16 protein-coding genes are annotated in these 19,090 nt (G+C 72.1%); 5 read left to right on the forward strand and 11 right to left on the reverse strand.

Annotated features, from left to right (window positions below):
• Positions 1–131: 131 nt before the first annotated feature.
• The 3 genes from B9S57_RS23175 (at position 132) to B9S57_RS23185 (ending at position 3,273) form a co-directional block, all read left to right on the forward strand.
• Positions 132–1,766, forward strand: coding sequence for a penicillin-binding transpeptidase domain-containing protein (locus B9S57_RS23175; RefSeq protein ID WP_103517528.1), 1,635 nt, complete (start codon positions 132–134; stop codon positions 1,764–1,766).
• 149 nt (positions 1,767–1,915) lie between these two features.
• On the forward strand, positions 1,916–2,425 hold the full coding sequence (locus tag B9S57_RS23180; protein ID WP_103517529.1) for a YbaK/EbsC family protein: 510 nt from the start codon (positions 1,916–1,918) through the stop codon (positions 2,423–2,425).
• The gene (locus tag B9S57_RS23185; RefSeq protein ID WP_103517530.1) at positions 2,422–3,273 is read left to right on the forward strand and encodes an EamA family transporter; all 852 of its coding nucleotides are present in this window, start codon (positions 2,422–2,424) and stop codon (positions 3,271–3,273) included. The genes B9S57_RS23180 and B9S57_RS23185 overlap by 4 nt, the downstream gene beginning before the upstream one ends.
• A 79-nt stretch (positions 3,274–3,352) precedes the next feature.
• On the opposite strand, the gene B9S57_RS23190 is transcribed toward B9S57_RS23185, so the two are convergent.
• The 5 genes from B9S57_RS23190 to B9S57_RS23210 form a co-directional block, all read right to left on the reverse strand.
• Entirely contained in the window at positions 3,353–4,141 is a 789-nt protein-coding gene (locus B9S57_RS23190; protein ID WP_103517531.1) for an SDR family NAD(P)-dependent oxidoreductase, read from the reverse strand.
• Complete coding sequence (locus B9S57_RS23195) at positions 4,138–5,298, reverse strand: serine hydrolase domain-containing protein (RefSeq protein WP_103517532.1); 1,161 nt, start codon at positions 5,296–5,298, stop codon at positions 4,138–4,140. The genes B9S57_RS23190 and B9S57_RS23195 overlap by 4 nt, the downstream gene beginning before the upstream one ends.
• A 77-nt stretch (positions 5,299–5,375) precedes the next feature.
• Positions 5,376–6,146: an ABC transporter ATP-binding protein gene (locus tag B9S57_RS23200; protein ID WP_103517533.1), complete on the reverse strand. Its 771-nt coding sequence runs from the start codon at positions 6,144–6,146 to the stop codon at positions 5,376–5,378.
• Entirely contained in the window at positions 6,143–6,904 is a 762-nt protein-coding gene (cbiQ, locus tag B9S57_RS23205; protein WP_103517534.1) for a cobalt ECF transporter T component CbiQ, read from the reverse strand. The genes B9S57_RS23200 and cbiQ overlap by 4 nt, the downstream gene beginning before the upstream one ends.
• 1 nt (position 6,905) lies before the next feature.
• Complete coding sequence (locus tag B9S57_RS23210) at positions 6,906–7,967, reverse strand: energy-coupling factor ABC transporter permease (RefSeq protein ID WP_103517535.1); 1,062 nt, start codon at positions 7,965–7,967, stop codon at positions 6,906–6,908.
• Between the two features lie 177 nt (positions 7,968–8,144).
• Here B9S57_RS23210 and B9S57_RS23215 point away from each other — a divergent pair, with 177 nt between their 5' ends.
• A complete protein-coding gene (locus B9S57_RS23215) occupies positions 8,145–8,513 on the forward strand; it encodes an SsgA family sporulation/cell division regulator (RefSeq protein ID WP_103517536.1) in 369 nt (122 codons plus the stop codon).
• 125 nt (positions 8,514–8,638) lie between these two features.
• Here B9S57_RS23215 and B9S57_RS23220 read toward each other — a convergent pair whose 3' ends face one another.
• Both B9S57_RS23220 and B9S57_RS23225 read right to left on the reverse strand, forming a co-directional pair.
• Positions 8,639–10,858, reverse strand: a complete 2,220-nt coding sequence (locus tag B9S57_RS23220) for an MMPL family transporter (RefSeq protein ID WP_103517537.1) — start codon at positions 10,856–10,858, stop codon at positions 8,639–8,641.
• A gap of 129 nt (positions 10,859–10,987) precedes the next feature.
• Positions 10,988–11,560, reverse strand: coding sequence for a TetR/AcrR family transcriptional regulator (locus tag B9S57_RS23225; RefSeq protein WP_103517538.1), 573 nt, complete (start codon positions 11,558–11,560; stop codon positions 10,988–10,990).
• Between the two features lie 176 nt (positions 11,561–11,736).
• Between B9S57_RS23225 and B9S57_RS23230 the strand changes: the two genes are divergently transcribed.
• Positions 11,737–15,177, forward strand: coding sequence for a S41 family peptidase (locus B9S57_RS23230; RefSeq protein WP_103517539.1), 3,441 nt, complete (start codon positions 11,737–11,739; stop codon positions 15,175–15,177).
• 130 nt (positions 15,178–15,307) lie between these two features.
• On the opposite strand, the gene B9S57_RS23235 is transcribed toward B9S57_RS23230, so the two are convergent.
• The 4 genes from B9S57_RS23235 to B9S57_RS23250 form a co-directional block, all read right to left on the reverse strand.
• Positions 15,308–15,568, reverse strand: a complete 261-nt coding sequence (locus B9S57_RS23235; protein ID WP_103517540.1) for a hypothetical protein — start codon at positions 15,566–15,568, stop codon at positions 15,308–15,310.
• Positions 15,569–15,654: 86 nt separating this feature from the next.
• Positions 15,655–16,539: an SDR family oxidoreductase gene (locus tag B9S57_RS23240; RefSeq protein ID WP_103517541.1), complete on the reverse strand. Its 885-nt coding sequence runs from the start codon at positions 16,537–16,539 to the stop codon at positions 15,655–15,657.
• Entirely contained in the window at positions 16,536–17,486 is a 951-nt protein-coding gene (locus tag B9S57_RS23245; protein ID WP_103517542.1) for an alpha/beta fold hydrolase, read from the reverse strand. The genes B9S57_RS23240 and B9S57_RS23245 overlap by 4 nt, the downstream gene beginning before the upstream one ends.
• Positions 17,483–19,003, reverse strand: a complete 1,521-nt coding sequence (locus tag B9S57_RS23250) for an NAD(P)/FAD-dependent oxidoreductase (RefSeq protein WP_103517543.1) — start codon at positions 19,001–19,003, stop codon at positions 17,483–17,485. The genes B9S57_RS23245 and B9S57_RS23250 overlap by 4 nt, the downstream gene beginning before the upstream one ends.
• Positions 19,004–19,090 lie beyond the last annotated feature (87 nt).

A 19,090-nucleotide genomic window follows, 5' to 3' on the forward strand; every position in this document is an offset into this window, starting at 1 on the left:
AGAAAGCGCTATCCAGGGTGCGTCGCGGTCCGGTAACAACCTCCTCAGAGACCCCTGTTGTCCCGTAGGGTGCCCAGGGAAGCGTCTCTTGAACACGTTCAAGAGAACTCCTGGGGAGGGGGACAGCGCAGATGCGCAGTGGAGCGAAGGTCGCGATCGTCGGCGGAGTGTTCGTACTGGTGGCCGGAGGGCTCGGGTACGGCGTGTACGACGTGGTGCTGGGTGGTGACGGGGGCGGGGACACCGAGACGGCCGCCGCGTCGTCCGAGGTGAAGACCGGGCCGCCGGGCAAGGAGGAGATCGAGGAGACCGCCAAGGGCTTCCTCGCGGCGTGGGCGTCCGGTGACGCGCAGGCCGCCGCAGGGCTCACGAACAACGAGTCCGTCGCCGAGCCGGTACTGGCCGGGTACGCCGACGACGCGCACGTCACCGAGGCCGTGATCACACCGGGGCCCGCCGTCGGCACGAAGGTGCCCTACACGGTGAAGGCGACGGTGTCCTACGAGGGGAAGACCAAGCCCTGGTCGTACTCCTCGGAACTCGCCGTCGTGCGGGGGCTGACGACCGGGAAGGCGCTCGTCGACTGGGAGCCCACGGTGATCCATCCGGAGCTGACCGAGGGCGCCACGCTGAGGACCGGCGAGTCCTCGACGGCGGCGATCGAGGCCGTCGACCACAACGGCAAGGTGCTGGACAAGGAGACGTACCCGTCGCTCGGGCCGATCCTGGACAGCCTGCGTAAGAAGTACGGCGACACCACCGGCGGCTCTCCCGGGATCGAGACCTGGATCGAGCCCGCGGACGAACAGCTGCCGGACACCACGCTGCTGACGCTCGCCAAGGGGAAGCCCGGCAAGCTCCAAACCACGCTCGACGCGGACGCGCAGGCGGCCGCCGAGAAGGCGGTCAAGCAGTTCAGCGGAGCGTCGGTGGTCGCCGTGCGGCCGTCCACCGGATCGATCCGCGCCGTGGCCAACAACCCGGCGACCGGCTTCAACGCGGCGATGCAGGGCCAGCAGGCGCCCGGCTCCACCCTGAAGATCATGACGGCCGCGATGCTCATCGAGAAGGGCATCACCTCGGCGACCAGCCCGATCGAGTGCCCCAAGGACGTCATGTACCAGGGGAACACCTTCCACAACCTGGACTACTTCTCGCTGCCGGACTCGGACACGTTCACCACGAGCTTCGCCCGTTCCTGCAACACGGCCTTCATCAAGAAGATCGACGACGTGCACGACGACGCCGCCCTCGCCAAGGAGGCGCGTGACGTCTTCGGGATCGGCCTGGACTGGAAGACCGGCGTGGTCTCCTGGGACGGCAGCGTGCCCGAGGAGAGCGGCGGCGTGGCCGCGGCCCAGTACATAGGCCAGGGCACCGTGCAGATGAACGCGCTCAACATCGCGTCCATCACGGCGACCGCCCGCAACGGGACGTTCCGTCAGCCCGTGATCGTCCCGCAGTCCCTGGACGACCGCCCGCTCGCCACCGCCTCGCGCTCGCTGTCGCCGAACGTCACCCGGCAGCTGAACGACATGATGCGGGCCACCGCCTCCTGGGGCACCGGCAAGGCCGCCATGGCCTCGGTCGGCGGCGACAAGGGCGCCAAGACCGGATCGGCCGAGGTCGACGGGCAGGGCACGTCCAACAGCTGGTTCACCGGCTTCAGCGACGACCTCGCGGCAGCGGCGGTCGTCCAGTCCGGCGGCCACGGCGGCGATGCGGCCGGCCCGGTGGTGGCGGCGGTGCTGCGCGCCGGGTCCTGAACACGCACGACCACAGCGGGCCGGGCCGGAGGCGGATCACGCCTCCGGCCCGGCCTGCTTCCCGCCGTCGTCCCGCCCCCGTCGCCGTCGCGCGGCGACAGCCTCATCGATGTGGTGCGCGCCCGGCCCGGTTCAGTAGCGTGCGGGGCATGAGCACTTCCGACGCCACCCCGGCCACGGCCCCGTCCGATGCCCACCCCCGGTTCGCCGAAGCCCTGCGGGAGCTGGGTCTCGACGTCGAGGTACGCCGCTTCCCCGACGCCACCCGCACCGCGGTCGAGGCCGCCGCGGCGATCGGCTGCGAGCTCAGCCAGATCGTCAAGTCCCTGATCTTCGAGGCGGACGGCGTGCCGGTCCTGGTCCTGATGGACGGTGCGTCGCGGGTGGACCTGGAGCTCGTGCGGGGCGAGCTGGGCGCCGGGAAGGTCGAGCGGGCGCGGGCCGACCTCGTCAGGGAGACCACCGGATACGCGATCGGCGGCGTGCCGCCCTTCGGCCACCGCACGAAGACCCGGGTGCTGGCCGACCGCGGGCTGCTCTCCCACCCGGTGGTGTGGGCGGCGGCCGGCCACCCGCACGCCGTCTTCCGGCTCGATCCCGCCACCCTCGTCGACCTCGCGGGCGGCACCCTCGTGGACGTACGCGAGCGGAACGCGTGACCCCACTGGTGGCGGCGGCCGTCCTGGCCGCCGCGTTCACGCACGCCGGCTGGAACGCGATCGCCCACGCCATACGCGACCAGCTGCTGTCCTTCACCCTCATCTCCGGCGGCGGGGTGCTGATCGGGCTCCTGCTGGCCTGCTTCGCCCCGCTCCCGGCCGCGGGCGCCTGGCCCTACCTGCTCGTCTCGGCGGCCCTGCACGTGGCGTACATGGTGCTGCTGATGCGGTCGTTCACCCTGGGCGACTTCGGCCAGATGTATCCGATCGCCCGCGGGACGGCTCCGCTCGTCGTGACGGTCCTGGCCGCCGTCTTCCTCGGCGAGCGCCCGGACGCCTGGGCGACGGCGGGCGTCGCCGTGGCCTCGGCGGGGCTCGTCGGGCTGGCCCTGTGGGGCATCCGCGGCTCCGGCGAGCGCCCCCACTGGCCGGCGATCCTGGCGGCCCTCGCCACGGGGCTGGCCATCGCCGGGTACACCACGGTCGACGGGGCCGGGGTGCGCGCCTCCGGAACCCCGCTCGGCTACGTCGCCTGGCTGATGATCTTCGAGGGGATCGCCATCCCCACGTACGCGTTCTGGCGGCGCCGGGGCGAACTGATCCCCCAGCTCGCCCCGTTCGCCGCGCGGGGCCTCCTCGGCGCCGCGCTGTCGGTCACCGCGTACGGTCTCGTCCTGTGGGCCCAGACGAAGGCCCCGCTCGCCCCGATCGCCGCCCTGCGCGAGTCCTCGATCATCGTCGGCGCCGCGATCGGCGCGGTGTTCTTCAAGGAGCGTTTCGGGGCGCCACGAATCGCGGCCGCCGGTCTGATGGTGGTGGGCATCGGGCTGATGCTGCACACGAGCTGAGCGGCACTCGGGCGTGGACGTCACCGCCGCCGGATCGCCAGGGCACCTGGCGATCCGGCGTCCTGCCGCGAACGCGGGTTCAGGCGTTCCCCGTCATCGCCGCGCGGAAGCCCGTGTTGACCGCCAGGATGCCGCCGTCGACCCGCAGGGTGGTGCCGGTGATCCAGGCCGCTTCGCGGGAGGCGAGGAAGGCGACGGCGGACGCGATGTCGTCGGGTTCGCCGACGCGGCCGAGCGGGTAGAGGGCGCTCGCACGCTCCAGTTCGGCGTCGCGGCCCGTCCAGGCGTCCGTGCGGATCGTGCCGGGGGCGATGAGGTTGACGCGGACCCCGCGCGGCCCGGCGTGGCCGGCGAGCGTACGGGTGAGGCTGGCCAGGCCCGCCTTGGCGGCGCTGTAGGCGTGGCCGCCGAAGTCCTGCTCGCCGTTGACCGAGCCGATGTTGACGATGGCGCCCCGACCGGAGGCCACCAGGTGCGGCAGGGCGGCGCGGGAGCAGCGGTAGGCGCCGGTGAGCGTGATGTCGAGGCCGCGGGCCCACTGTTCGTCGGCCTCGTCCTCGAAGAGCGGGGCGTCCTGGTGGTCGGCGTAGGCGTTGTTGACGAGGACGTCGAGGCGCCCGAAGGCGGTGACGGCGTGCGCCACCGCCGCCTCGACCGCCGCCCGGTCGCCCACGTCGCAGGCCAGCGGTTCGGCGGTGCCGCCCGCCTCGCGTATCGCGGTCGCCGTGTCTTCGGCCCGCGCGGCGTCCAGGTCGGTGACCAGGACGGCCGCGCCCTCGGCGGCGAGACGGCGGGCGGTGGCCGCCCCGATGCCGCGTCCGGCTCCGGTGAGGAGCGCTGCGTACCCGTGGAAGCGAGGAAGAGTCATAGCGCCGAACGTACTGCCCTGACCAGGGCCTGGGCACGGGGGTCGGCGGTAACTCCCTTCTGCAGACCGTTCGTCACGTAGCCGAGCGCGATGCCCGATTCGGGGTCGGCGAAGCCCAGCGAGCCGCCCCGGCCGGGGTGCCCGAAGGACCCGGGCCCCAGCAGCGGCGCGGCGGGGCCGTGGAGCATGTAGCCGAGGCCGAAACGGGTGTTGACGACCAGGACCCGGTCCGGTCCCGCGGACTCCTCGGTCCGGGCCAGGGTGAGGGTGGCGGGGGCGAACAGCCGCTGGCCGTCGACCTCGCCGATCATCGCCGCGTAGCAGCGGGCGAGTCCGCGCGCGGTGGCGACCCCGTTGGACGCGGGGAGTTCGGCCGCACGGTAGGCGGGGTCGTTCTCGTCGGGGAAGGGGTCGATCGCCCCGAAGGCGCGGCGGGTGAGGGAGCCCGGGTCGGCGTAGGCCTCGACGACGGACCGCTTGGGCCGCACCCGCAGGGTCGCGCCGCCCTGGGCCTGCGGGGGTTCGACCGGTCCGATGCGCCCGATGCGGTGGGCCTCGTCCTCCGGGAGCCCGAACCAGAAGTCCAGGCCGAGGGGGCGTGCGATCTCCTCGGCTATCCAGCGGCCGATGGTGCGCCCGGTGGCCCTGCGGACCAGCTCGCCGATGAGCCAGCTGTAGGTCTGGGCGTGGTAGCCGTGGTCGGTCCCGGGCTCCCACTCGGGCCGTTGGGCGGCGACGGCCTCCGGCCCGGAGAAGTGGTCCACCGCCTCCGCGGGCGTCAGTGTCGTGTCGAGGGCGGCCAGCCCCGCACGGTGGGCGAGCAGGTGGCGTACGAGGACGCGCTCCTTGCCGTTCGCCTTGAACTCCGGCCAGTACGTGCCGACCGGGGCGTCCAGGTCCACCTGTCCGCGCTGGTGCAACAGGAGGGGGACGGCCGCGGCGACCCCCTTCCCGGCCGAACGCACGACCTGCACGGTGTCCACGGCCCAGGGTTCGGCCCCGTCGACGTCCCTCGTGCCGGACCACAGGTCGACGACCTTGCGACCGTGGCGGTAGAGGGCGACGGCCGCTCCCCGTTCCCCGCGCTGCTCGAAGTTACCGACGAAGGCGTCCCGTACCGCCTCGAACCCCGGCGCCACCGTGCCCCGTACATCCACGCCTGCTCCCGCGCTCCCGCTCATCCCCCCATGGTGCATCGCGCCGCAGGTCGAACGGGTGGCGGGTCACCATCTGTTCACGGTCGCGGAACGGACACGGAACGCGGGTCGAAGCCGAAGGGCAGCTCCAGCCGGTGCCGGCGCATGAGGGCGTCGTCGCAGAGCAGGTCCTGTGTGCGGTCGTCGGCGGCGATCACCCCGTCGCTGAGGATGACGGCGCGCGGGCAGAGTTCGAGGGCGTACGGCAGGTCGTGGGTGACCATCAGGACGGTGACGTCCAGGGAGCGCAGGATGTCGGCGAGTTCGCGGCGGGAGGCCGGGTCCAGGTTGGAGGAGGGCTCGTCCAGGACGAGGATCTCCGGCTCCATGGCGAGGACGGTGGCGACGGCGACCCGTCGGCGCTGGCCGAAGGAGAGGTGGTGCGGGGGCCGTGCCGCGTACTCCTCCATGCCGACCCGGCGGAGCGCGGTGAGGACGCGGTCCTCCAGCTCCGGGCCGCGCAGTCCGGCCGCTGCGGGCCCGAAGGCGACGTCCTCGCGGACGGTCGGCATGAAGAGCTGGTCGTCGGGGTCCTGGAAGACGATGCCGACCCGGCGGCGGATCTCGGCGAGATTCCGCTTCTCCACGGGCAGCCCGGCGACCCGGACGGTGCCGGCGCCCGCGTCGAGGATGCCGTTGAGGTGGAGGACGAGCGTGGTCTTGCCCGCGCCGTTGGGGCCGAGGAGGGCGACGCGTTCACCGCGGGCCACGGTCAGGTCGACGCCGAAGAGGGCCTGGTGACCGTCGGGGTAGGCGTAGGCGAGGCCGCTGACCTCGAGGGACGGGGCGGGGGCGGTGGACTGGCTCATAGGGTCCATCCCAGCAGACACACGACGAGGGCCAGCACGGGGAGTGCCGCCGCGTGCGCCCACTCGGTGCGCGAGGCGGTCACCTCGTCGATCACCGGCATGGTCCCCGTGTAACCGCGGCTGACCATCGCGAGGTGGACGCGCTCGCCGCGTTCGTAGGACCGGATGAACAGGGCGCCCGCCGTCTTGGCGAGGACACCCCACTGGCGGACGCCTCTGGCCTCGAAACCGCGGGAGCGGCGGGCGATCGACATCCGGCGCAGTTCGTCGGTGATGACGTCGCCGTACCGGATCATGAAGGAGGCGATCTGGACGAGCAGCGGGGGCAGCCTGAGCCGCTGGAGGCCGAGCAGCAGGGACCGCAGCTCGGTGGTGGAGGCAAGGATCACCGAGGCGGCGACGCCGAGGGTGCCCTTGGCGAGGACGTTCCAGGCGCCCCAGAGGCCGGGGACGCTGACGGAGACGCCGAGCAGTTCGGTCTGCTCGCCGGGCACCACGAACGGCATGAGCAGCGCGAACGCGACGAACGGCACCTCGATGACCAGCCGCTTCAGCAGGAGACCGGGCGAGAGCCGGGCCACCGCGGCGACGGCGGCGAGCAGCGCCGCGTAGAGCGCGAAGGCCCAGACGACCTCGCGCGGGGTGGAGACCACGACCACGACGAAGCAGAGGACGGCGGCCAGCTTGCAGTGCGGGGGCAGGGCGTGGACGGGCGTGTGCCCGTGCCGGTAGAGCGTGTGCGCGTGGCCGGCGCCCATGTCAGACGGACTCGGTCGTGCGGGCGGTGGGTGCCTCCGGCGCCCGGCGCTTGCGGACCGCCCAGAACACCCCGCTGCCGACGGCGACGGTGACGCCGACGCCGATGACTCCGGCGAGGCCGCCGGAGACGCGGGCGTTGCCGATGTCCTTGACGCCGTAGTCGGCGAGCGGGGAGTCGGCCGCACCGTGTTCCTGGACCTTCTCGTCGATGCCCTTGTCGGCGGCGACCTTCTCCAGGCCGTCGGGGTTCGCGGAGGCGTAGAAGGAGACGAAGCCCGCGAGGACGAGGGCGGCGACCAGTCCGGTGGCCCACACCGTGCGCGTGGAGCGGGTGGCGGCCGGGGCGGGCGAGGCGGGGGCCGGGGCGGCAGGGGCATCGATGAGTTCACCGTCGACGCGGAGCTTGAGCGGCGCGGCGAGTCCGCGCGCCCCGTGCACCAGGTCGGGACGTACCGCGATCACGGCGCCGACGGTCAGCGCGGTGATCGCCGCCTCCCCGATGCCGATCAGGACGTGGACGCCGACCATCGCGGTGAGGACCTTGCCGATGGGTACGTCGGTGGTCCCGCCGACGGCGTAGATCAGGGTGAACACGGCGGCGGCGGCCGGCACGGAGACCAGGGCGGCCACGAAGGCGGCGGCGGTCGTCGAGCGGCGGGTGCGGGGCAGCACCCGGGTCAGTCCGCGGAAGAGGCCGTAGGCGACGAGGACGGTGACGACGCCCATCACCGTGATGTTCACGCCGAGCGCGGTGAGGCCGCCGTCGGCGAAGAGGATTCCCTGCATCAGCAGGACGACGGCTATGCAGAGCACCCCGGTGAAGGGCCCGACCAGGATCGCCGCCAGGGCCCCGCCCAGGAGGTGCCCGCTGGTGCCGGCGGCGACCGGGAAGTTCAGCATCTGCACGGCGAAGATGAAGGCGGCGACGAGCCCCGCGAGCGGCGCCGTGCGTTCGTCCAGTTCACGCCGGGCGCCGCGGAGGCTGACGGCGACCGCGCCTGCGGCGACGACACCCGCGACGGCGGAGACGGGTGCGTTGATGAAACCGTCGGGTACATGCATGGAGTGGCTCCGCTTTCGGCGTTACTCAGGGCGGGGTCGGGAACCGCTCAATGATAGTGCCCTGTTGCAAACAGTTCGCAAGAGCGCAGGGACGCCAACTACCCCACCCCCCGACATGCCCAAATGGGAAAATATGGGACATTAGGGGGAGAGATTTTCACACAGGAGGAGCCGGCCATGTCCCTCGTGATCCAAGAGCACGCCCGAGCCCGGCTCATCACCGACGGCCCCGACCCCCGGCTGGTCCCTGTCGAACTGCGCTGTGACCCCGAGGAGCCGAGGACCGTCCACGTCCGGCTGCCCGGAGGCGTCGACTGGGCCTTCGGCCTCGACCTCCTGGAACGCGGACTGCGCTCCCCCGTCACCCGCGGCGACATACGGATATGGCCGTGCGGCCGGGCCCAGCTGGTCCTGGAGCTGCACTCGCCGGACGGCGTCGCCGTCTTCCAGTTCGACATCGCCCCGGTGATCCGCTTCCTGTCGCGGACCCGCCCGAAGACGGCGAAGCGCCCGCCGGCCGCCACCGCCCCGGCCACCCCCGCCTGACCACGGCAAGAGCCCCCGTGCCGCGTGCACGGGGGCTCTTCGTCGCCCCGGTCCCCCGTCCCCACAGGTAACCGGCGCTCCGGGGCCGCACTCCGCTCAGGCGCGGGCCCCGGGGTCCAGGTGGGTCAGACGCGGACCAGCTCCCGCTCGCCGCCGCCCTCGGCCGGGCCGTCGGAGTCGGAGGCGCCCTTGCGCAGGCCCTCGCCCTCCACGTCCACGTTGGGCAGCACACGGTCCAGCCAGCGCGGCAGCCACCAGGCCCGCTTGCCCAGCAGGGCGAGCACGGCGGGCACGATGGCCATGCGGACCACGAACGCGTCGAAGAAGACGGCGATGGCCAGCGAGAAGCCGATCATCTTGATCATCTGCTCCGAGGAGCCGATGAAACCGGAGAAGACGGCCATCATGATCACCGCGGCGGCCGTGACCACCCGTGCACCGTGCTTGAAGCCGGTGACGATCGCCTGACCGGGGCTCTCCCCGTGGACGTAGGCCTCACGCATCCGCGTGACCAGGAAGACCTCGTAGTCCATCGCGAGACCGAAGACCACGCCGACCATGAAGATCGGCATCATGCTCATGATCGGACCGGTCTGCTCGACCCCGAAGAGCGAGCCGAGCCAGCCCCACTGGAAGACCGCGACGACCGCGCCGAGGGCCGCGACCACCGAGAGCAGGAAGCCGAGGGCCGCCTTCAGCGGGACGAGGATGGAGCGGAAGACCACCATCAGCAGCAGGAACGCCAGGCCGACGACGAGCGCCAGGTAGGGCAGCAGCGCGTCGTTCATCTTCTGCGAGAAGTCGATGTTCATCGCCGTGGCGCCGGTGACCAGCACCTCGGCACCCGTCTCGCTCTTGACGTCTCCACCCGAGTCACGGATGGCGTGGACGACGTTCTCCGTCTCGACGGAGCTCGGCCGGTCCTTGGGGATGACCGTGATGGTCGCCGTGTCGCCGGCCTTGTCGAAGGTGGCCGGGGTGACGGCCGCGACACCGCTGGTGCCCTCGATGTCGTCGGAGACCCTGCTCACCGCGGCCTTGCCGTCGGAGCTGTCCTTGGTGTCGACGACGACCAGCAGCGGACCGTTGAACCCGGGGCCGAAGCCGTCGGAGAGCATGTCGTACGCCTGGCGCTGCGTGGTCGACTTCGGCTGGGCGCCGTCGTCCGGGAGGCCCATCTCCAGCGAGGCGGCCGGTACGGCGATCGCGCCGAGGCCGACGACGCCCACCAGCAGCACCCACACCGGGCGGCGCAGCACGAACCGCGCCCAGCGGGTGCCCATGTTCGGCTTCGCGTCGGGCTTGTTCTCCGCCTCGGCGGCCTTGCGCGCCTTGCGCCCCATGACCTGCTTGCCCGCGAAGCCCAGGAGTGCCGGGACGAGGGTGAGCGCGATGAGGACGGCGATGGCGACGGTGCCCGCGGCGGCGAAGCCCATCTTCGACAGCATCGGGATGTTGACGACGGCGAGTCCGACCAGCGCGATGACCACGGTCAGCCCGGCGAAGACCACTGCGGAGCCCGCCGTTCCGACGGCCCGTCCGGCGGCTTCCTCGCGCTCCCGGCCCTCGGCCAGTTCGGCGCGGTAGCGGGACACGATGAAGAGCGCGTAGTCGATGCCGACCGCGAGGCCGATCATCATCGCGAGCGTGGAGGTGGTGGAGCCGAGGTCCAGGACGTTGGCCAGCGCGGTGATCGTGGAGACCCCGATGCCGACCCCGATGAGGGCGGTCAGCAGCGGCAGCCCCGCGGCGATCAGCGAGCCGAAGGTGATGACCAGCACGACGGCGGCGATGGCGACACCGATGATCTCGGTGGCCCCCGTCTCCGGCATCACCTGGAGCGCGTCACCGCCGATCTCCACCTTCATCCCGCTGTCCTGCGCGTCGTGGCCCACGTCCTGAAGGGCCTCACGCGTCGGGTCGGTCAGCTCCATGGAGCTGACCTTGTAGGAGACGGAGATGTAGGCGGTCGAGCCGTCCTTGCTGACGGCGTTCGCCTTGTACGGGTCGGCGACCGAGGCGATCTGGTCCGAGCCGGACTTCAGGTCACCGACGATCCCCTGGATCTCGGCCTTGTTGGCCGCGCCGGTGACCTTCTCCCCCTCGGGGGCCTTGAAGACGACCCGGGCGGTCGCGCCGTCGGCGCTGCCTCCAGGGAAACGTTCCTCCAGCAGGTCGAAGGCCTTCTGGGCCTCCGTGCCGGGGATCGAGAAGGAGCTGGAGGTGGCGGTGGCCGCGGAGGAGGCGCCGACGACGGCCAGGGCCAGCAGCGCCACCCACATCAGGGCGACAGAAATGCGTCGCCGGAAGGCGAGCCGTCCGAGTTTGTACAGGAATGTAGCCACGGAGGGGGTACTCCCGGTCAGGTCGTTGAGTGGAAGAGGGCGTGAGGAACCAGCCCGACGACGAGAGCGGCGTGTCAGGTGGAGCGTCGGGGAGACAGGTCGTACGGAATCACGGAAGGACTGGGGACGTCAGACGCCGAGGGCGGGGAACACCACGGCTTCCGCGTAGTCGGTGAGGAACGCCTGGTCGACGGGCCGGTCCTCGACCAGCTCGCGAGCGGCGAAGGCGCCGATCATCATGTGCGGTACATAGGAGAGCGCCGGATTGTCCGGGCGCACTTCCCCTCGGTCCACGGCGCGCTGGAGCAGCGTCCCGAGGCCGGTCATCTCCGGCTCGATCAGCAGTTCCCGCAGCGCCTGGAAGAGGTCGGGGTTGGTGTGGACGGCATGGCTCAGACCCCGCATCAGCGCGGAGTTCCGCTCCATCTGACAGTCGTCGGTGCGCGACATCACGGCGAGGAAGTCACCGCGGAGCGAACCGGTGTCGACATCGGCGAGGTGCACCGGCTTGTCGTTCCGGAGCGCCTTGACGACCAGCTCGGCCTTGCTCCCCCACTGGCGGTAGAGGGTGGCCTTGCTGGAACGGGTGCGGGCGGCAACGGCGTCCATGGTCAGGGCTTCGTAGCCGACCTCGCCGAGCAGATCGAGCACGGCCTCGTACAGCTCGCTCTCGCGTTCCGGCGTGAGTCTGCTGCGTGCCATGTCGACCCCCTCTCCCTTGCGCCCGCTGGATCGTACGCCAGTCGAAGATCAACTAACGGAACGAAACTGTTTCGTACACCTTGAGAGTACTCCCCTCGCCCAGCGAAACGAAACTGTTTCGCTTGTGTCCCGCACCACAAGTTGCCGGGGACCCGCACCGCGGAAAGCATTGGAGGGTGAGTGACGACGTCGCGTATCTCCGCTTCCCGCACCTCCACGAGGACTTGCTCTGCTTCACGGCGGAGGACGATCTCTGGGTCGCCCCGCTCGCCCCGGCGGGGCAGCTCCCCGGCCGGGCGTGGCGGCTGACCGTCGACCGGACCAGGGTCGGTCATCCGCGTTTCTCGCCCGACGGCAGCCGTATCGCCTACACGTCCTGGCGCACGCTCGATCCGGAGATCCACCTCGTCCCCGTCGGCGGCGGGCCCGCCCGCAGACTCACCTACTGGGGGTCGACCGACGCCCGGGTCTGCGGCTGGAGCCCCGACCCGGGCGACTCCTCCCAGATCCTCGCCGTGTCCTCGCACAACCAGCCGTTCTCGTACTTCTCCTGGGCCTACAGCGTCCCCACCGACGGCGGCCCCGGCGGCAGGCTCCCCTGGGGTCCCGTCTCCGACATCGCGGTCGCCGACGTCGACGGCACACGGCGCACCCTGCTGCTCACCGGGAGGCCGCCGCACGAACCGGCCGCCTGGAAGCGCTACCGGGGCGGGGCGACGGGCCGGCTGTGGCTCCACGGCGAGCGGCTGCTGCCGGACGTCGACGGGCAACTGGACGCGCCGATGTTCGTCGGGCGCCGGATCGCCTTCCTCTCCGACCACGAGGGCGTCGGAAACCTGTACTCCTGCCTGGCGGACGGCACCGACCTGCGCCGGCACACGGACCACGACGCGTTCTACGCCCGGCACGCCTCGAGCGACGGCACCAGGGTGATCTACCAGTGCGCCGGCGAGCTGTGGCTGGTCGAGGACCTGGAGTCACCGGACGCCGTGCCCCGCAAGCTGGAGGTACGGCTCGGGGGGCCGCGGACCGGACGGCGCACGTACCAGGTGCCGGCGTCCAGCCATGTCGACTCGCTCGCCGTGGACGAGACGGGCCGGGCGAGCGCCGTCTCCGTACGCGGCAGCCTGTACTGGCTGACCCACCGCGACGGCCCCGCCCGCACGATCTCGGACACCCCGGGGGTGCGGGTCCGGCTGCCGGAGATGCTGGGCAGCAGCGGCCAGGTCGCCTACGTCACGGACGCCGAGGGCGAGGACGCGGTCGAGATCGCCTACCTCCCCCGCGCCAGCGGCGACCGACCGCCCCGCCGGCTGGCCACCGGCCGGCTGGGCCGGGTCCACGAGCTGGTCTCCGACCCGGAGGGCGAGCGGCTGGCCATCGCGTCGAACGACGGCAGGCTCCTCCTGCTGGACACCGGGGAGGAGCCCGCGGACCTGGACGCGGTCCTGGGCACGCCCCCGGGCGGGGACGCCCCGGAAACGGACGGGGCGGGCACCGCCGTCCCGCCGGAACCTCCCGAGGGCGTCGCCCCGCCCAGGACCCTCGCCCCGCCGGGCATCCTCACCGCTCCGGGGGCGACCGGGGACGGGGTCACCGAGCTCATCCGCTCCGTGAACGGCCCCGTCCGCGATCTGGCCTTCTCCCCGGACGGCCACTGGCTCACCTGGTCGCATCCCGGCGTCGGCCGGTCGCTGCGGCAGATCAAGCTCGCCCGGATCACCGGCCCCGACGCCCCGGTGACGGTGGATGTCACCAACGGCCGATTCGAGGACGAGAACCCCGTCTTCACCGGCGACGGCCGCTATCTCGCCTTCCTCTCCTGGCGCGGCTTCGACCCCGTCTACGACGTCCACACCGGTGACCTCTCCTTCCCGCTGGGCTGCCGCCCCTACCTGGTCCCCCTCTCCTCGGCCACCCCCTCCCCCTTCGCCCTGCTCCCGGACGGCAGGCCCGCGGCGGGCGGCCTGGACCCGGTGGACATCCCCGAGGCCCCGGTCGAGGGGCCGACGGTCATGGTGGAGTTCGAGGGACTGGAGAGCCGGGTGACACCGTTCCCGGTCTCCGCGTCCAAGTACTCGGCGCTCCAGCCGGTCAGCGGCGGTGGCCTGGTCTGGCTGCGCTGGCCGATCTCCGGCGCGCTGGGCGAGACGTTCGCGAACCCGGCGGACATGTCGGGCCGCCCCACCCTGGAGCACTTCAACATCGCCAAGGCCCGCAAGACCGAACTCGTCGGCCACCTCGACTGGTTCGCGGTCAGCGGGGACGCGACCCGGCTGGTCGTCATGGACGACGGCGACCTGCGCGCCGTGCCGTCCAACGAGCCGGGCGACAACGACACGACGGTCTTCCTCGACCTGCGCCGCATCCTGCACGACGTCGACCCGGCGGCCGAGTGGCGCCAGGCTTACGGCGAGGCGGGCCGCATCGTCCGGTCCTACTTCTGGGAACCGGACATGTGCGGCATCGACTGGGACGGCGTGCTGGAGCAGTACCGCCCCCTGCTCGAACGGGTCGCCTCCCCCGACGAGTTCGCGGACCTGCTGCGCGAGGTCCTCGGCGAGCTCGGCACGTCCCACGCGTACGTGGCGCCCGCCCGCCGCAACGAGGGCCCCCCGCACTACCAGCGGGCGATCGGGCTGCTCGGCGCCAACCTCGTGTGCCGCGACGGCGACTGGACGGTGCAGCGCATCCTGCCCGGCGACTCCTCCGACTCCAAGGCGCGTTCACCGCTCGCCGGTACGGGGATCCGGGAGGGGGCCGTCCTCACGCACGTCGACGGCCGCCCGGTCGACCCGGTGGCGGGACCGTACCCGCTGCTGACGGCGGCGGGCGGCACCACGGTGGACCTGACGTTCCGCCCGGCCGGGGGCGAGTGCGGTGGCCGCTCGCGCCGTATCGCGATCGTCCCCCTGGTCGACGAACGGCCGCTGCGCTACCAGGACTGGGTCGCCAAACGCCGCGAGGTCGTACGCGAGTTGAGCCACGGCAAGTGCGGGTATCTGCACATCCCCGACATGGGCGGTTCCGGCTGGGCGCAGTTCAACCGCGACCTGCGGCTCGAGGTGTCGCGCCCGGCGCTGATCGTGGACGTGCGGGGGAACGCGGGCGGCCACATCAGCGAGCTGGTCGTCGAGAAGCTCACCCGCACGATCCTCGGCTGGGACCTGACCCGCAACGCCCAGGCGGTCTCGTACGCCTCCAACGCGCCCCGGGGGCCGGTCGTGGCCCTCGCCGACGAGGCGACGTCCTCCGACGGGGACATGATCACGGCGGCGTTCCGGCTGCTGAAGCTGGGGCCGGTGGTCGGCCAGCGCACCTGGGGCGGAGTGGTCGGCATGACCGGCCGGCACCGGCTGGGCGACGGCACGGTGATCACGGTGCCGATGAACGCGGCCTGGTTCGACACGTACGGCTGGTCCGTCGAGAACCACGGCGTCGAACCCGACCTGGAGGCGCTGCGCACCCCGCTGGACTGGGCGGAGGGCCGTCACGCGGTCCTGGACGACGCCGTCAGGGTCGCCCTGGACCTCCTGGGCGCCCACCCGGCCTCCACGCCCCCCACCTACGCCACGGCCCCGAACCTCCGCAGGCCCCCACTGCCCCCGAGGTCTTGAGGTGCGGGGCCCGGGGCAGAGCCCCGGGCCCCGCACGCTCCGCGGGACGCCGAGCGCACGAGTTGGGGCGTACCCGGGAACCCGGGTACGCCCCAACCAACCAACCGCAGACGCTCAGAGGCGTCAGCCGTCAGCGCTCGGAACGCTCACGCGGACGGTCCTGGCCGCCCTGCGGGCGGTCCTGGCCACCCTGCGCACGGTCCCGCGCCTCGGGCCGACGGCCCTGGCCCTGGCCCTGGCCCTGGCCCTGAGCCTGGCCCTGGCCCGCGGGCCGACGCTGGGGGTCGGCGGAACGCTCGCGCGCCTCGCCCTGCTTGCCGCCGGCCTTCGCCTGCTTGGCCTGGTCGGCAAGCTCCTGCGCCTTGTCCTTGAACTGGTCTGCGATGCCCATGCTGTTCACTCCTATGTGGGTGCGTGGGGTTGGCCCCGGTGGGGCCTCGCTCAGACTTACACACCCGGACATTCATCGCATTTCGATCAATGACGCTGTGTACGCGCCTCCCGGTCCGCCTCACCGCCGGCGCCCACCAGCCCCTTGCCCACACCGTCGAGACGGGTCCCGAACCGCTTCATCTCACGCTGCCCGACGGTCCCGATCACCATCGGCAGGTACCCCCGGATCGACTGCATCCCCCGCAGCCACCACTGCGCGTACACGTGCGCGGAACGCCGTTCGATCCCGGCCACGATCCGGTCGACCGCCGGGCCCAGGGGGTAGGTGCGGTTCGTCGGCCACGGCAGCCGCTGCCGCAACTCCCGCATGACATCGTCCTCGTCGGCGCCGCGCACCATGTCCGTGTCGGTCCAGGACAGATAGCCGACGCCGACCTTCACGCCCCGGTGGCCGACCTCGCCGCGCAGGCAGTGCGCGAACGCCTCCACGCCCGACTTGGACGCGCAGTACGCGCTCATCATCGGCGCCGGGGTGATCGCGGCCAGGGACGCTATCTGGAGGAAGTAGCCGCGGCTCTCGATGAGCACCGGCAGGAACGCCCGCGCGGTCACCGCCCCGCCTATCAGGTTGACCTCGACGACCCGTCGCCATGCCTCCGGGTCGGAGTCCACGAGCGGACCGCCGGTGGCGACGCCCGCGTTGGCGACGACGATGTCGATCTTCCCGAAGCGCTGCTTCACCTCCTGGGCGATCCGGCCCATCGCCACGTGGTCGGTGACGTCCGCGTACCAGTGGTCGCTCTCGCCGTGCAGCCGCTCCGAGACCTTCTTCAGCTCGTCCGGCTCCAGGCCGACCAGCGCCAGCGTGGCGCCGCGCGCCGACAGCTTGCGCGCCAGCAGCTCACCCACTCCCCGTGCCGCGCCGGTGACGACGACGACCTGCCCTTCGAGACTCCGCCTGCCGCTCATGCGACCTCCTCCTCGCTCACGGCTGCCGCCGTGCTGCCCGCACCTTCCACAGTGACGTACGTGACCACCAGTTCGCGGAGCTTCGCCGTGACCGCTTCGGGCGCCTCCACCGGTGTCATGTGCCCCATGCCCTCCAGTTCGGTGAGCCCGAGGCTGTGCGGCAGCGCCGCTTCGACGGCCCTCGCGTGCAGGGGCGGCGTCAGGCGGTCCTCCGTGCCGGCGATCACCGCGGTGGGCAGCCTCAGCTCCCGCACGCGCGCCTCCAGGTCGAGCTCCGCGAGCACGTGCCCCCAGGCGACACGCGCCCCGCGAGGACACGCGTGGACGATCCTGGCACAGGCCTCCACCCGTTCCGGGGCCGAACCGCGGCCCATCGTGGCGTACTTGAGGATCGACCTGGACACCGCGTTGACCGGTCCGAGCGGGGCACGCGCGCCGAGGACCGCGGCGGTCATCCGTGTGCGGAGGGCGCCGGCCCTCAGCGGGATCACCAGCGACTCGGCCGTCAGGCGCGAGCTGCCGGTGCTGCACAGCAGCACGGCCGCCCCGTGCTCCCGGACCGCGTCGCGTCCGGCGGCCGCCATGATCGTCATCCCGCCCATGGAGTGCCCGCCGAGCACCGCTTTCCGTCCCGGCTCCAGCGTGACCTTCAGGACCGCTTCGAGATCGTCGGCCAGCGCCCGGGTGCTGTATCCGCCGGGGCCCGCCGCGGGAGAGCCGCCGTGTCCCCGCTGGTCGTAGACGACGACCCGGTGGTCCACCGCCAGGTCACGCACCTGGGCGTCCCAGAAACGGGTGTTGCAGGTCCAGCCGTGCGACAGGACCACGGCGGGGGCACCCTCGGGGCCGTGCAGTTCGACGTGGACGCGCGCGCCGTCGGCGGAGACGACACTCAGTTCACGTACGGGCACGGGCGGGGTGTCCGCCTTCTGCGTCGGTCGGCTCATCGTGCGGCCTCCTCGGTCACGGCCTGCGCCGCGGAGTGGGTGACGGGGGGACGGAGGACGTCGTACTCACCGAGGTCGACCGAGCGGGTGGCGCGCCGGAACTCGGCCGTCGTGCCCGGCCAGACCGTGGTGTTGCGCCCGTTGGCGTCGAGGTACCAGCTGGTGCAGCCGCCGGTGTTCCAGACGGTCCGCTTCATGCGCTCCTGGACCCGCCGGTTCCACGCGCCGACGGCGGCGGGCCGCGCGTCGAGCGCCGCCCGCCCGCCCAGGACGTCCAGCTGGCGCATGTAGTCGGCCATGTAGTTCAGCTGGGACTCGATCATGAGGATCATGGAGGAGTTCCCGAGGCCGGTGTTGGGCCCGATGATCGTCATCCAGTTGGGGAAGCCGGCCGCGGTCGCGCCCCGCAGCGCCTGCATCTCGTCCTTCCAGGACTCGGCGAGCGTGATGCCGTCGGCGCCGACGACCCGTTCGGCGATCGGCATGTCCGTCACGTGGAAGCCGGTGCCGAGGATGATCACGTCGGCCTCGGTCTCCGTGCCGTCCGAGCCGACCAGGGTGGAGCCCCGCACCTCGGACAGGCCCGAGTCGACCACGTCGACATTCGGCTGGGCGAGCGCCGGGTAGTAGGCGTTGGAGAGCAGGATGCGCTTGCATCCGATGCGGTACGAGGGGGTCAGCTTGGCCCGCAGCGCGGGGTCCTTGATGGCCCGCGCCATGTTGGACTTGGCTATCGACTCGACGAGCCCGAGCTGGTTGGGGTGCTTGGTGAAGGCACCGACCTGCAGCTCCCGGATGCCCCACAGGAGTCCGCGGCGCGCGGTGGCCGTGAAGGGGAGCGCGCGGTGCAGCCACTTCTCGGCGCCGCTGATGGCGCGGTCCATACGCGGCATCACCCAGGGCGGGGTGCGCTGGAAGAGGGTGAGCCGGCCGGCCTTGGGCTGGATCTCCGGGACGATCTGGATCGCGGAGGCGCCGGTGCCGATCACGGCGACACGCTTGCCGGTCAGGTCGTAGTCGTGGTCCCACTGCGCGGAGTGGAAGACCTTGCCGGGGAAGGCGGCGAGCCCGGGGATGTCGGGCAGCTTCGGGTCGGAGAGCGGGCCGGTGGCGGAGACGACGGCGTCGGCGGTGAGCGTGGAGCCGTCGGCCGCCTCGATCACCCAGTGCAGCGCGTCGTTGTCCCAGCGCATGACCGTGACTTCGTGGTCGAGCCTGATGTGCGGGCGCAGCCCGAAGGTGTCGGCGACATGCTCCAGGTAGGCGCGTATGTGCTGCTGCCCGGAGAAGGTGCGCGGCCAGTCGGGGTTGGGCGCGAACGAGAACGAGTACAGGTGGGACGGTACGTCGCAGGCGCAGCCCGGGTAGCTGTTGTCCCGCCAGGTGCCGCCGACCGCACTGGCGCGCTCCAGGACCACGAAGTCGGTGATGCCTTCACGGCGGAGCCGGACCGCGGCTCCGAGACCCCCGAATCCGGATCCGATCACCGCCACTCGTACGTGCTCGTGCTGGGCCATGCTGCCGCCTCCCCGCGGTACCTGAACGGACTCTGCCAGCAATCACTGGCATGGTTGGGAGGGTAGAGCAGCTCCGTACCGATGGGT

Origin of the sequence: Streptomyces sp. SM10 (assembly GCF_002910915.1) — a bacterium.
GTDB lineage: Bacteria > Actinomycetota > Actinomycetes > Streptomycetales > Streptomycetaceae > Streptomyces.